The organism is Flavicella sp. IMCC45668 (assembly GCF_057219105.1).
The window spans coordinates 3,329,785-3,345,263 of sequence record NZ_CM170114.1 but is presented as its reverse complement, the minus strand read 5'-3'; the positions used below and the strand labels follow the sequence as shown (position 1 = coordinate 3,345,263).

The 15,479-nt window shown below is 33.8% G+C and carries 11 protein-coding genes; 8 read left to right on the top strand and 3 right to left on the bottom strand.

Annotated features, from left to right (window positions below; all coding sequences use genetic code 11):
• Position 1: 1 nt before the first annotated feature.
• Positions 2 to 1,198, top strand: coding sequence for an ABC transporter permease (locus AC2DZ0_RS13545; protein WP_484642397.1), 1,197 nt, complete (start codon positions 2 to 4; stop codon positions 1,196 to 1,198).
• Here AC2DZ0_RS13545 and AC2DZ0_RS13540 read toward each other — a convergent pair whose 3' ends face one another.
• Both AC2DZ0_RS13540 and dusB read right to left on the bottom strand, forming a co-directional pair.
• Positions 1,199 to 1,924, bottom strand: coding sequence for an SdiA-regulated domain-containing protein (locus AC2DZ0_RS13540; protein WP_484642395.1), 726 nt, complete (start codon positions 1,922 to 1,924; stop codon positions 1,199 to 1,201).
• On the bottom strand, positions 1,917 to 2,912 hold the full coding sequence (dusB, locus tag AC2DZ0_RS13535; RefSeq protein ID WP_484490590.1) for a tRNA dihydrouridine synthase DusB: 996 nt from the start codon (positions 2,910 to 2,912) through the stop codon (positions 1,917 to 1,919). The genes AC2DZ0_RS13540 and dusB overlap by 8 nt, the downstream gene beginning before the upstream one ends.
• Before the next feature lie 133 nt (positions 2,913 to 3,045).
• Between dusB and AC2DZ0_RS13530 the strand changes: the two genes are divergently transcribed.
• The 7 genes from AC2DZ0_RS13530 (at position 3,046) to AC2DZ0_RS13500 (ending at position 14,386) form a co-directional block, all read left to right on the top strand.
• Positions 3,046 to 4,023 carry a Gfo/Idh/MocA family protein gene (locus tag AC2DZ0_RS13530; RefSeq protein ID WP_484642393.1) on the top strand — a complete coding sequence of 326 codons (978 nt, stop codon included), beginning with the start codon at positions 3,046 to 3,048 and terminating at the stop codon, positions 4,021 to 4,023.
• Between the two features lie 102 nt (positions 4,024 to 4,125).
• Positions 4,126 to 5,922, top strand: a complete 1,797-nt coding sequence (gene lepA, locus AC2DZ0_RS13525) for a translation elongation factor 4 (RefSeq protein ID WP_484490588.1) — start codon at positions 4,126 to 4,128, stop codon at positions 5,920 to 5,922.
• A 188-nt stretch (positions 5,923 to 6,110) separates the two neighbouring features.
• A complete protein-coding gene (locus AC2DZ0_RS13520; RefSeq protein ID WP_484642391.1) occupies positions 6,111 to 6,854 on the top strand; it encodes an energy transducer TonB in 744 nt (247 codons plus the stop codon).
• Between the two features lie 293 nt (positions 6,855 to 7,147).
• Positions 7,148 to 8,563 carry a glycogen synthase gene (locus tag AC2DZ0_RS13515; protein WP_484642389.1) on the top strand — a complete coding sequence of 472 codons (1,416 nt, stop codon included), beginning with the start codon at positions 7,148 to 7,150 and terminating at the stop codon, positions 8,561 to 8,563.
• 7 nt (positions 8,564 to 8,570) lie between these two features.
• A complete protein-coding gene (locus tag AC2DZ0_RS13510; RefSeq protein WP_484492503.1) occupies positions 8,571 to 9,845 on the top strand; it encodes a glucose-1-phosphate adenylyltransferase in 1,275 nt (424 codons plus the stop codon).
• 57 nt (positions 9,846 to 9,902) lie between these two features.
• The gene (gene glgB, locus AC2DZ0_RS13505; RefSeq protein WP_484642388.1) at positions 9,903 to 11,816 is read left to right on the top strand and encodes a 1,4-alpha-glucan branching protein GlgB; all 1,914 of its coding nucleotides are present in this window, start codon (positions 9,903 to 9,905) and stop codon (positions 11,814 to 11,816) included.
• Between the two features lie 173 nt (positions 11,817 to 11,989).
• Positions 11,990 to 14,386: a glycoside hydrolase family 31 protein gene (locus AC2DZ0_RS13500; protein WP_484642387.1), complete on the top strand. Its 2,397-nt coding sequence runs from the start codon at positions 11,990 to 11,992 to the stop codon at positions 14,384 to 14,386.
• Positions 14,387 to 14,452: 66 nt separating this feature from the next.
• Here the strand turns inward: AC2DZ0_RS13500 and AC2DZ0_RS13495 are convergent, their stop codons facing one another.
• Positions 14,453 to 15,478: a glycosyltransferase family protein gene (locus AC2DZ0_RS13495; protein ID WP_484642386.1), complete on the bottom strand. Its 1,026-nt coding sequence runs from the start codon at positions 15,476 to 15,478 to the stop codon at positions 14,453 to 14,455.
• Position 15,479: the final 1 nt, after the last annotated feature.

The window sequence follows — 15,479 nt, the reverse complement described above, 5'->3', positions numbered from 1 at the left end:
TTTGAACTTTTCGCTCTACATTGCCAAGCGCTATCTATTTTCTAAGAGCAGTAACAATGCTATTAATATCATTACAAAAATAGCTAGTATTGGAATTATTGTAGGCTCCTTAGCGCTCTTTATAGTACTTTCTGTATTCTCTGGACTCAAAACATTTAGCACCAAATTTTTAAACGCCACCGACCCAAATATTAGAATTTCCACCACTATCGGAAAATCCTTTGAATTTACCGATAGTATCCAAAACAAAATTCTTTCAACCAAAGGCATACTTGCATTTTCAAAAGTTATCGAAGAGCGTGCATTTTTTAAACACGGCAAAAAAGAACAAATAGCATATATTAAAGGTGTTGACAGAAACTACACGAATGTTGTTAGAATTGACACCCTTATATACTCTGGAAAATGGTTAAATTTTGACAACCCGACGGCATTGGTTGGAAATGGTATTGCCAATAAACTATCCATTGGAATTTTAAACTATGGCGACCCCTTAACGATTTTAGTTCCTAAACCAGGAAAAGGATATTTAACAAACCCAACCAAAGCATTTCAAAAATCAAACGTACAGGCGGTTGGTGTATTTTCTATCTCAGAAGAACTAGATCATAAATTTGTATTCACTCCTTTATCAGTAAGCCAAAGGCTTTTAAACTACAGCCCAAATCAAATATCTGCAATTGATATTAAAACTGATTCCAATGCATCAGAATTTTGTATTCAGGAATTAAAACAAAAACTGGGACCTAATTTTAAAATTCAATCAAGAGAACAATTAAACTCTGTTTTTTACAAAATATTAAATACTGAAAAACTCGTTGCTTACTTAATATTTACACTTGTTTTGATCATTGCAATATTTAATGTTATTGGATCTATTATCATGATGATTCTTGACAAAAAGTCGAACCTTATAACATTATACAATTTGGGTGCTTCTATAAAAGAAGTTAGAAAAATATTTATCTATCAAGGGTTTTTATTGACATTTGGAGGTTTGATCATTGGAATTTCACTTGGTGGGCTATTGATCTTTATTCAGAATAAATATCAACTTTTTATGATTACTAGTTCTATCGCCTACCCGATTGAATTTAAATTCATCAATCTTTTATTAGTTGCAATTACCATTACTCTATTAGGTTACTTTGCTGCCTTTATTGCTAGTAGTAGAATCTCTAAAGATCTTTTAGAATAATTATTTTATTTGAAAGACAAACAATTCAGCCGTTTCATCACTCACAATATACAATCTACGCTGCTCATCTAGTGCAATCCCCTCAGCCTTACGTATCTCTAAAGGAAACTCTTGCAGCAACTCTCCTTTTATATCAATCTTATACAAGGATTTAGAACTATCACTTAACACCCAAAACACATTCAACCTTTTATCAAAAACGATACCCGAGACATCTTTTCCAAAAGAAAGGGCATGGTCTTTTTTTATTTTACCTTTCGTAGATACTTTTAAAAGTTTTTTCGGTTTGGCTTCATTTAGAACATACAAAGATTCTTTTTTAGAATTATAACAAACCCCTTCCAATCCATTATTACTTGAACTTTGTTTCCCTTTTATTTTATAGGAATTTCCTACCCCATTTTGTAGTGAAAAATAGGTGATCCTTCTTTTAGATTCACTAAGTAATACAAATGCTTTCTGCTGCTCATGATAAGTAACTCCTTCCAAACCTTTTACCGGAACAGCATATTTTTCTTGAAGCTGACCATCCATTGTTAATTGATACAAAAAAGAATTTGCATCACTCACCACAAACAAACTCCCATTATAAAAGGTAAGTCCAGAGGGTTCTGGTACCACTAGCCTTTTTTTTGAAATAAATTCTATGTTACTTTTAGGAATCTTAGTACCACATGCAAATAGTAGCAGTAAACTCCCAAAAAGTAAAATAGTTTTTTTAAACATAAGTTTGGTCACCAAATTTCGCAAGTACCTCATCAAAAGTAGCATACACTTCTTCTGCAGAATTTGAAGTTACCATTTTCATTCTATATTGCTTAAAATTTGGAATTCCTTTAAAATAAGTTCCATAATGACGTCTTGTTTCTAAAACTGCCAAAATTTCTTTTTCCTTCCATGCAATCTCCATCTCTAAATGTCTTCTTGCTACTTCAACACGCTCTGCAATTGTTACTGGAGGTAAATGTTCTCCGGTTTCAAAAAAATGTTTTACTTCTTTAAAAAACCAAGGATTTCCAATACTTGCTCTTCCAATCATCGCACCATCCAAACCGTATTCATCTCTCATTTTAACTGCAGCTTCCGGCGTATTAACATCTCCATTACCAAATACAGGAATATGCATTCTAGAATTGTTTTTTACCTGTGCAATTGGTTTCCAATCGGCATCTCCCTTATACATTTGAGCTCTTGTTCTACCATGAATTGAAATAGCAGCACATCCAACATCCTGCAAACGCTCAGCTACCTCTACAATTTTAATGGAACTTTCGTCCCATCCCAAACGAGTTTTAACCGTTACAGGTAAATCGGTATGTTTTACCATAGCCTCGGTTAAAGAAACCATCAAATCAATATCTTTTAAGATACCTGCTCCGGCTCCCTTACTCACAACTTTCTTCACTGGACATCCAAAATTGATATCAATAATATCTGGTTTTGATCTCTCAACAATTTCAACTGTCTTTAACATAGACTCTAAATTGGCTCCAAATATTTGAATCCCAACAGGTCTTTCTTTTTCATAGATATCTAATTTCTTAACACTTTTCGCAGCATCACGAATCAAACCTTCTGAAGAAATAAATTCCGTATACACAACATCTGCTCCTTGCTCCTTGCACAATGCACGAAACGGTGGATCACTAACATCTTCCATTGGTGCTAACAACAAAGGAAAATCATTCAATTCTATATCGCCTATCTTAACCAAAATATCTATGTTTTTTTTAGAGCTGCAAAGATACAACTTTCTAATTCTTTTAAAACATGCCTCCCTGCTTTTAACAAATTTGGAGAAAGCAGATTTAAAAGTAAATCGTATTTTCACAAAATAAACCATTCTTATGAAAACATATAATTGGGCAATATTGGGCTGTGGTAGAATTGCTAAAAAATTCACAGCGGATTTAAAGCTACTACCAAACGCCAATCTTTACGCTACGGCATCAAGATCAATGCAAAAATCGAAAGATTTCGCAAAAGAGTTTGATTTTCAAAAAGCATATGGTTCATATGAAGAAATGGTCAAAGACAAAAATGTAGACATCGTATACATAGCCACACCACATTCTTTTCATTTAGAGCACACCATGCTATGCCTAAATCACAAAAAAGCAGTTTTATGTGAAAAAGCATTTGCTATGAATGAAAAGGAGGTTTCTGCCATGATCAAATGCGCAAAAGAAAACAACTCCTTTTTAATGGAAGCCTTTTGGACACGTTTCAATCCAGCTTTTCTAAAAGTTTTAGACCTCATTAAAACTAAAGAATTAGGTACTCTAAAACATGTCAAGTGCGATTTCAAATTTTTTGCTCCATTTGATAAAAACCATAGACTTTTTAATAAAGACCTAGGGGGAGGTTCTCTATTAGATATAGGAATATACCCTGTTTTCACAGCATTGATGACTTTAGGAATACCCGATGAAATTAAAGTTGATGTGGAGCTTGGTAAAACTGAGGTTGATGAAAATCTAGAAATGTTATTTAAATATAACAATGGTGCTTCTGCCAATTTAGCTTCTGGATTTAAATGCAATGCCTTTAATGATTCGGAATTTTACTTCACTGAAGGCTCTGTTCGTATTTCAAGAGAGTTACACCGCCCTTTATTGATCGGTAAAAAAGGAAACATAAAGGAACTCCATTTTGATTACAAAGGACTCGGTTATGAAAATGAAGCCGAACACGTAATGCAATGTTTGGATGAAGGACGTAAAGAAAGTCCTATGCTACCTTTAAACTTTAGCCTCACCCTTATCAAAACATTAGACAAAATTAGAAAAATGGCAGGTGTGCATTACCCTAATCATGATAATTAAAAAAGAACCTCAGGTTCTTAAGATTAACCAAGACTTGTCAATAAAATTCCCTCCAAAAAAACTATCTTTGCAAACCATTTTAGGAGAAAGAACACAAGAAGTATGAAAAACATCAGAAATTTTTGCATCATTGCACATATTGATCACGGTAAAAGTACCTTAGCCGATAGACTCTTAGATTATACAGGAGCCGTAACGGAAAGAGAAAAGCAGGATCAACTATTAGACAATATGGATTTGGAACGTGAACGTGGTATTACCATTAAAAGTCACGCAATCCAAATGGACTATAAATTCAAAGGAGAAGATTTTATTCTAAACTTAATTGACACTCCTGGTCACGTTGATTTTTCATATGAAGTTTCTAGATCTATTGCTGCCTGTGAAGGTGCTTTGTTAATTGTTGATGCCGCTCAAAGTATTCAAGCGCAAACAATTTCCAATTTATACCTAGCACTTGAAAATGATTTGGAAATCATCCCTATCTTAAATAAGGTTGATTTACCAAGCGCAAATCCTGAAGAGGTTACAGATGATATTGTTGATCTATTAGGATGTGACCCTGAAGAAGTTATTCATGCAAGTGGAAAAACAGGGTTTGGTGTTGATAATATTTTAGAAGCAATTATTGACAGAATTCCAGCGCCTACAGGAGATCCAGAGGCACCATTACAAGCATTGATTTTTGACTCAGTATATAACTCTTATAGAGGAATTGAAACATACTTCCGTGTACTTAATGGCGAAATCAAAAAAGGACAACGCATCAAATTCATGGCGACTAATAATGAATATTTTGCAGATGAAGTTGGAACTTTAAAACTAGAACAAGTTGTAAAAAAATCTGTTAAAACAGGAGATGTAGGATACCTTATCACAGGAATTAAGACTGCAAAAGAGGTAAAAGTAGGTGATACGATTACAGATGCTGCACTACCGACTACTGAAATAATTGATGGTTTTGAAGATGTAAAACCAATGGTATTTGCAGGTATTTACCCAGTAGATACGGAAGACTATGAAGAGCTGCGTTATTCAATGGAAAAACTTCAACTGAACGATGCATCTTTGGTTTTCGCACCAGAAAGCTCTGCCGCCTTAGGTTTTGGATTCCGTTGTGGATTTTTAGGAATGCTTCACATGGAAATTATTCAAGAACGTTTGGAACGTGAGTTTAACATGACTGTAATCACAACGGTACCTAACGTTTCATACCACGCCTTTAAAAAGAAAACACCTAACGAAATTATACCTTTGAATAACCCAACCGATTTACCAGACCCTTCTAGTTTGGATCGTGTTGAGGAACCATTTATCAAAGCCTCAATCATTACAAAATCTGACTTTGTTGGTCAAGTAATGAGTTTGTGTATAGAAAAACGTGGAATCATCGTTAATCAATCTTACCTTACAACTCAAAGAGTGGAATTGATTTTCGAAATGCCATTGGCAGAGATTGTATTCGATTTCTATGATCGATTGAAAACAGTTTCAAAAGGATACGCTTCTTTTGACTACCATCCAATTGGTATGAAAGAATCTAAACTGGTTCGTGTTGATATTTTATTAAATGGGCAACAAGTAGATGCGTTATCAGCTTTATTGCATGCAGACAATGCTTACACTATTGGTAAAAAAATGTGTGAGAAACTAAAAGAATTAATTCCAAGACAACAGTTTGATATTCCAATCCAAGCAGCAATTGGAGCCAAAATTATATCCAGAGAAACAACTAAAGCACTTCGTAAAGATGTAACAGCTAAATGTTATGGAGGAGATATCTCTAGAAAGCGTAAACTACTTGAAAAACAAAAGAAAGGTAAAAAGCGTATGAGACAAGTTGGGAATGTTGAAATTCCACAAGAAGCTTTTATGGCGGTTTTAAAACTTAATGACTAAAACAACAAAAAACCTTATATTTTTTTTAAAAAAATATAAGGTTTTTTTCATTTCCAAATGGAATTACCAACGTAAACAATGTTTCCTTGATAAAAGATTAAAAATAAGATCTTTTAGTCTTTTTATAGTGTTTTTACCCTTATAGTTTCGTAACTTAGAGACATATTAATCTTTTAAATCTCAGCGTTATGGACACTAAAAAGAACCCACGTGCTAGATTAGAGAACTACAGTCAACAATTTATGCTTATTGGTCTAGTTTTGACTTTATTTTTTACCTATGTAGCCCTAGAACACAAAACTTACACAAGAGAAATTGCAACGTTTAGTAGTGTCGAAATCACTTCTGAACAGGTTGAAGAAATGGTTATCACACATCGAAAACCACCTCCAATCAAACATGCCCCACCTCCACCTCCTAAAATGATAGAAATCATCAAAGTTGTTGAAAATGTGGCAGATGTTCCCGAAACCATTATCGAATCAACAGAAACCGATGAAACTGAGGCAGTCATAACGTCTGAGGATATTGAGAATATAAATGAGGTTGCAGAATACGAGGAAATTATTGAGGATGTACCATTTGCTATTATTGAAGACATTCCGATTTTTCCTGGCTGTGAAAAAGGTAATAAAGCAGAAAAAAAAGCATGTTTTTCCAGTAAAGTCCGTAAACATGTTAACAAAAAGTTTGATGCTGAACTTGCCAATGAGTTAGGCCTTCCTCCAGGCAAAAAAAGAATATTTGTGATGTTTACCATAAATGAACATGGTAATATAACAGAAGTTCAATCCCGCGCTCCTCATCCAAGATTACAAACAGAAGCAACTAGAGTGGTAAAAACATTACCCAAAATGACTCCGGGAAAACAAAGAGGATTGCCTGTAAGGGTAAAATACTCTTTACCAATAACCTTTCAGGTTGTTTTATAAATGATGACTTTTTGGTTCATATATAAAACCAAAAAGTCACTTTTAAGAATTTTAAAAACCAATATTTCAAAAAAAATGACTTTACCATACAAAAACATATAATTATAGCAGATAATAAAATGCTATTATACAGACTATTACAAATCACATTCAAAACCAATAAGAAAAAAGACCTTTAAACAACTGAATAACAGCAACATGTAAACAAATTAACAAATGGTTAGAAAAAGCATATCTATAAAATAAGTTTTATAAAAAAAATACGTAAGTTTAGACATCAAAAATAATTATGAATGGAAATAATACATATTAGTGCTGAATGCTACCCTATTGCAAAAGTAGGAGGACTGGCTGATGTTGTTGGAGCACTACCAAAATACCAAAATAAAGCAGGTAAAAAAACTGCTGTTGTAATGCCATTTTACAACACTAAATTCACACAAAACAATAGTTTTAGATTAGACCATAGAAACAATGTTTCCTTAGGTAGTCTTTTGTATGATTTCGAAGTTTTGCAATTAGACAATGAAGAATTAGGCTATCCATTATATTTGATCAAAATCCCTGGACTTATGGACCGGGAAAATGTTTACGGCTATAATGACGATACAGAACGTTTTATGGCTTTTCAAAAGGCAGCCTTATTATGGATTCTACAATTCCAAAACAAGCCACAAATTGTACATTGTCATGATTATCACACCGGATTGATTCCTTTTATGATGACCTATGCACATCAATTTCAACCATTGAAAGATATTCCAACCATATTGACTATTCATAATGCACAATATCAAGGGCAATTTTCATTTGATAAATTAAACTATTTCCCTGAATATGATCTTTCTTATTCTGGAATGTTAGAATGGGCACAAATGATCAATCCTCTTGCTGCAGCCGTCAAATGTTCCTGGGCAGTTACAACAGTTTCTCCAAGTTATTTAATTGAACTAAGGAGTGCAGCCAATGGTTTAGAATGGTTACTAGACAATGAGAAAGGAAAATCTACTGGAATTCTAAACGGTATTGATACTGACGTTTGGAACCCGGCTACAGACCCAATGATTTCTAAAAACTTTACGAAACAAACTTCTCTTTCAGGTAAAAGAAACAATAAGATGTTCTTATGTGATAAATTTAACTTGGACCCTGAAAAACCATTATTCGCCTTTATTGGTAGATTGGTTGGAGAAAAAGGAGCTGAATTATTACCAGAAATTTTTGACAACATCCTAAAGAACGAAACCCTAGATGCCAATATTCTAGTTTTAGGTTCAGGAGATCCAACTGTAGAACATCAACTAAATGCTCTAAAAGAAAAACATACAGGAAATTACAATACATATATTGGATATGACGAAGTTCTTTCACATATAATTTATGCCGGTGCAGATTATTTAGTAATGCCTTCTCGAGTAGAACCCTGCGGATTAAACCAAATGTATTCTTTACGCTACGGAACTATTCCAATTGTTAGAAGCATCGGTGGTTTAAAAGACACCATTGTGGACATTTCAGAAGAAAATGGTTTTGGGATCTGTCATGAAAACACAGAGGTAAACGAAGCTGTTATCGCAATAGAAAGAGCTATTGAACTCTACAAGGATCAACCAAGATTTAAAAGAATCAGAAAACAAATTATGCAAATTGACCATTCTTGGGACAGTGCTGCAAACAACTATATTGACTTATACAACAAACTAATCTAACAAAAACATTATGAAAAAAAAGGTCTTAGGAATCATTCTAGGTGGTGGGCAAGGATCCAGATTACAACCTCTAACATCAACTCGTTCTAAACCAGCTGTACCAATTGCTGGTAAATATAGATTGGTGGATATTCCAATTTCAAACTGTATCAATTCAGGAATTGATAGAATGTTTGTATTGACACAATTTAACTCAGCATCCCTAAACAAACACATTAAGAATACGTATAATTTTAGTTTTTTCAATGATGCTTTTGTAGATGTACTTGCTGCAGAACAAACACCAGGAAACAGTAGTTGGTTCCAAGGAACTGCAGATGCTGTTAGACAATCTATGCATCACTTTTTAGACCATGACTGGGACTATGCTTTGATACTATCAGGTGATCAATTGTACCAAATGGATTTCAATGAAATGGTAAAACAGCATGAAGAAAGTAATGCTGAAATTTCAATTGCTACCCAACCAGTTACAGCAAAAGATGCCACCGGATTTGGTATTTTGAAAACAAATGAAGACAATACTATAGATTCATTTGTGGAAAAACCATCTGCAGACGAACTTTCAGAATGGTCTTCTGAAGTATCGCAAGAAATGAAAGATCAAGGACGAAACTACTTAGCTTCTATGGGGATATATATTTTCAGTAGAGGTTTCTTATCTAAAGTATTAAAAGAAAATGAAGATACTTTAGACTTTGGAGGTGAAATCATTCCACAATCTATAAACAAACATAAAGTAATGAGTTTCCAATACGGAGGTTATTGGACAGATATTGGAACTATCGCTTCTTTCTTTGATGCCAATCTCGGTTTGACTGATGCTATTCCAGATTTTGATTTATTTGACAAATCTAAAAGTGTTTTAACCCGTGCAAGAATTCTTCCTCCTACAAAAATCACAGGTACCACTCTAGAGAAAACTTTAGTAGCAGAAGGTGGAATTATTAGCGCGAGTCGTATTGAACGTTCTGTTGTAGGAATTCGAAGTAGAATTGGAGTTGGCACTACCATTTCAAACTCTTACTTAATGGGTAGTGATAATTACCAAAGCTTAGAGGTTATTGCAAAGTGTATCGAAAAAGACAAACCCTATATCGGTATTGGAGACAGATGTTATATCAATAACTGTATCGTAGATAAAAATGCAAGTATCGGAAACGATGTTAGAATAAATGGCGGACCTCACTTAAAGGATATAGATACTGCTACATACACCGTCAGAGACGGAATTGTTGTAATCAAAAGTAAAGCTGTTATCAAAAGTGGTACTGTAATATAAACTCACACGAAACGGCAACCAATAGGTTGCTGTTTTATTTAATAAAACTCACAATATATGAGTCATGTAAAAGCTTTTAGTCTATTTACTGAATTTGATATTAATTTATTCAAAGCCGGTAAGCATTATAGACTATATGAAAAATTTGGTGCACATCCTGCAGAAGTAGACGGTGTAGAAGGAATTTATTTTGCCGTTTGGGCCCCTTCTGCAAACCATGTTTACGTAGTTGGAGAATTCAATTTTTGGGACTCTAAAGACCACCTCTTAAATGTAAGATGGGATGGTTCAGGAATTTGGGAAGGTTTCATTCCTGGCCTTAAAATGGGTGTTCAATACAAATACAAAATTCACAGTAACAACAACGGAATTATTACTGAAAAGGCGGATCCTTACGCATTCTCTTGTGAAGAACCACCGAGAACTGCTTCAGTAGCCTATGATATTGAAAATTATAAATGGAAGGACAAAGATTGGCTTTCCTATAGAAAAGATAAAAATGGACTAGACAAACCTTACGCAGTTTTAGAAGTACATCTAGGATCATGGATGTACAATGTTGAGGAAAACAGACCTTTATCATATATAGAATTAGCTGATAAATTAGTCAGCTACCTTAAAGAAATGGAATATACTCATGTTGAGTTTATGCCGATAATGGAATACCCATATGATCCTTCTTGGGGCTATCAATTGGTTGGATACTTTGCACCCACCTCTAGATTTGGTTCTCCTAAAGATTTTATGTTTTTAGTAGATCAACTGCATCAAAATGATATTGGTGTAATCTTAGATTGGGTACCTTCTCATTTTCCTTCTGATGATCATGGACTTGGATTTTTCGATGGTTCTCATTTATATGAACATCCAGACAGAAGAAAAGGATATCATCAAGATTGGAAAAGTTTGATTTTCAATTACGGAAGAAATGAAATAAGATCATTCTTAATTAGTAATGCTATTTTTTGGCTAGATAAGTATCATATTGATGGATTACGTGTTGATGCTGTTGCTTCTATGTTATATCTTGATTATTCAAGAGAAGATGGTGAATGGGAACCTAACATGTATGGCGGAAGAGAAAACCTAGATGCTATTTCATTCTTGAAAGACTTCAATACTGAAGTTTACGCTAGTTTTGAAGGTGTACAAACTATCGCTGAAGAATCTACAGCATTCCCAATGGTCACAAAACCAGAAAACTTAGGTGGACTTGGTTTTGGGATGAAATGGATGATGGGTTGGATGCATGATACTTTAGAGTACTTCCAAGAAGACCCTATTAATAGAAGATACCACCATAACAAGATTACTTTTAGTTTGGCATATGCGTTTACAGAAAATTTCATGCTGCCATTATCTCATGATGAAGTGGTTTATGGTAAACACTCCATTTTAGGTAGAATGCCTGGTGACAAGTGGCAAAAACTTGCTAATTTACGTCTATTATACGGATATATGTATGCACACCCAGGAGCAAACCTAATGTTTATGGGTAGTGAATTTGGACAAGAAAACGAATGGGCTTTTGACAATAGTTTAGATTGGAATTTACTAGAAGATCCACAACATGCCAAAATGAAGGATTTTGTAAAAGAGCTAAATAAAATTTACAAAAAGACCCCTGCATTTTATGAAAAAGCTTTCGGAATAGAAGGATTCGAATGGATCAACTATGAAAACTTTGAAGATTCTATCATTTCGTTTATTCGAAAAGGACACGACGAAAAAAATGATATTGTGGTCGTTTGTAACTTCACGCCAGTCCCAAGAGAAAATCATCTTTTAGGAATTCATAAACCAGGTAATCTAGTTGAAATTTTAAATAGTGATGACAAAAAGTTTGGAGGTAGTGGCGTTAAAAATCCGAAGAAAATAAAAATCGGTAAAGAGCCATGGAATTTTAAATCTAATTCTGCAAAAATTACTATCCCACCATTGGGAGTAGTTTTCTTTAAAATCACCAAATAAAACCTGCTATTTCACATTCTTTTAATTGCTGAAAAACAATCAAAATTAGAGTGTGAAATAGTAATTTTGAGTATCGAATTCTTAACAATAAAACAATGTTAAATTCGAACTAAATTTAACTACTTCTTTTATTTTTTTAAGTAGTTTTGCAACTTATTAAATTACTAGTAATTATGATTTTAAATACTCAACTAGAATACAAAGGGGATCTATTTCCTGCGAACATTATAGACTATAAAAAAGATGTAGATGTACTACATTTTTCTACATCAAACAATGTAATATTACAACTTACAGTACTTCGTGATAGTGTATTGCGTTTTAGATATACAACTGTTGGTAAATTCGATAATGATTTTTCATATGCTATTGCAAATGATGCCAATACAGGTTACAACCATTTAGAAATTTCTGATGACGACGAAAAGTACATCATCACAACTTCGAAGTTAATATGTCACATTCATAAAAGTGATTTACGTAAATCGATTTTTGACGTAAACGACAATACTTTAATTTGTGAAGACGAAAAAGGATTTCATTGGGAAGAAAGCTATGAACTAGGTGGTGATATCGTTAAAATGAGTAAAACAGCTCAAAATAGCGAGAGTTACTATGGTTTAGGTGATAAGCCTCAACACATTAACTTAAAAGGACGACGTTTTGAAAACTGGGCAACAGATTCATATGCTTTTGGTAAAGATACGGACCCTATTTACAAAGCCATTCCATTTTATACTGGACTGCACAGCGGGAAATCTTATGGTATTTTCTTTGACAATACTTTTAGAACATACTTTGACTTTTGTCATGAAAGAAGAAATGTTACAAGTTTCTGGGCACAGGGAGGTGAAATGAACTATTACTTCATTTATGGTCCTGATATGAACGACGTTGTAACAAGTTATACAGATTTAACAGGAACACCTGAATTACCTCCATTATGGGCTTTGGGATACCACCAATGTAAATGGAGTTACTATCCTGAATCTAACGTTAAAGAGATTACTCAAAAATTTAGAGATTTAAAAATCCCATGTGATGCTATTTATTTAGACATCGATTACATGGAAGGATTTAGATGCTTTACGTGGAGTAAAGATTATTTCCCAGATCCTAAGCGTATGGTTAAAGAACTAGCCGATGATGGATTTAAAACGGTTGTAATTATTGATCCAGGTATCAAAATCGATAATGAATATAGCGTATTTAAAGAAGCCTTAGATAAAGATTACTTCTGTAAACGAGCTGATGGACCTTATATGAAAGGTAAAGTATGGCCTGGAGAATGTTATTTCCCAGATTTCACAAGACCTGAAGTAAGAGAATGGTGGGCTGGACTTTTTAAAGAACTAATAGAAGATATTGGTGTTAAAGGTGTATGGAATGACATGAACGAACCTGCTGTTATGGACGTTCCTGGTAAAACTTTCCCTTCAGATGTTAGACATGATTATGATGGAAATCCTTGTAGTCATAACAAAGCGCACAACATTTATGGTATGCAGATGGCGAGAGCAACATACCACGGGTTGAAAAAATTCAACTACCCAAAAAGACCGTTTGTAATTACACGTTCTGCCTATTCAGGAACGCAGCGTTACACATCTACTTGGATGGGAGATAACGTGGCTACTTGGGAGCATTTACAAATTGCAAACATACAAGCACAACGCTTAGCCCTTTCAGGTTTCTCTTTTGCTGGTTCTGATATTGGAGGTTTTGCCGAACAACCAAATGGTGAACTATATGCACGTTGGATTCAACTAGGAGCTTTCCACCCTTTCTGTAGAACACACTCATCTGGGGATCATGGTGATCAAGAACCATGGGCTTTTGATGAAGAAATCACAGATGTAGTTCGTAAATTTATTGAAATTAGATATGAGTTATTACCTTACTTATATACTTCTTTCTACAAATACTCTGAACTGAAAGAACCTATGTTAAAATCATTGGTTTTATTTGACCAAGAAGATACACAAACACACTATAGAATAGATGAATTTATTTGCGGTGACAAAATTTTAGTTTGTCCAATCAACGAACCAAACGCTACAGGAAGAAGAATGTATATTCCGAGAGGTGAATGGTATAATAAATGGTCTAAAGAAGTAGTTTCAGGAGGAAAAGAAACATGGGTAGATGCTGATTTACACCACATGCCAATTTTTATTAAAGCAGGAGCTGTAATACCTAAGTACCCAGTTCAACAATACGTTGGTGAAAAAGAAATTACTGAAATGACTTTAGACGTTTACTTCAAAAACGGTAAAGAAGAATCAGATCTTTTTGAAGATGCAAATGATGGATATGACTACACCAAAGGTCGTTATAGTTTAAGACATTTCAAATTGATAGGAAGTGATAATAAATTAACCTTGAGACAGCATAAACAAGGAAAATATACTACGACCTATGAAACTTTTAAAATCAATTTATTTGGGTTACCATTTGATGTAAAATCAATTAAAATTGACAATGAGGAAGTATCCTTAGAAGAAGTTCAGTTCGAGAACAGAACTTTAATTGTTTCAAAAGAATTTACAAATATTCAAATTATTGGATAATAACATTCTAGCAAAGAAAAAGCCATCTAATTCAATTAGATGGCTTTTTTTATATAATTCAATTAATTATATTTCATGCATAAGTTTGTTAGAAAGCTCAGTTGCAATGATATATTTAGAAAGTACTGCGTCCACTATTAATTGAGTTCTATCAGGATAAACCACTTCAACCACCTTTCCTTTTTTTACCCATTTTTTTATTTTTGAGATATTTTTTTTCTTTAATTTTTTTAATACCGGGACTCCAATATCCTTTAAACTAGCTGCATTAAAATGTTGTTCTAATTGACCTTTCATTGGAATCACTAACAACTTCTTTTTAAGGTATAACGCCTCCGCTGGGGTTTCAAATCCTGCTCCACAAACAACACCGATACTAGATGCAATACTATTTTCAAAATTTTTACTATCAATAGGTCTAATCACTACATTACGTTTTTTATAATGTGTTTTACAATGTTTTGAAAAAACCTCCCAAGTAACCCCTTTAATTTCTGAAAGTACCGCGATGATTTTTGCATCACTATAAGAAGGTAAATAAACCGTATAATGCTTATCAACTGTTGGCTGAATTTCTCTTATCGCCCTTCTAATTATTGGTAAATAAATACTAGAATCGTATTTCTTGAAATGGAAGCCAAAATTTTGAATGGAGGGAGCGTAGTATTTTAGAATCAACGAACCAATAAAATCCCTATAACCGGGTTGTGGCACTAAATCAGATAGCAATGCACTTTGATGACTTAAAGAAATACAATTGACTCCTCTTAATTTGCACGCCCATGCAGAAATAGGTTCAAAATCATTTACTACCAAGTCATATTCATGAACAGGACAATCTTTAATTTCTGCATAGACACTTCTAATACTGTTACTAGCAATCGTACTATACACATCTACTCCTCCCTTTTTGCCAAAAATAAAGCTAAGACCTTTGTAATTATACTTAACATCAAAAGGCAATGTTATATCAGCTTGTGTTCCACTCACTAAAATATCTACTTCTACCCTAGATCTTAGTGCTGGAATTACTTCCTTAGCTCTACTCAAGTGACCGTTTCCTGTTCCTTGAATCGCATATAATATCTTCATA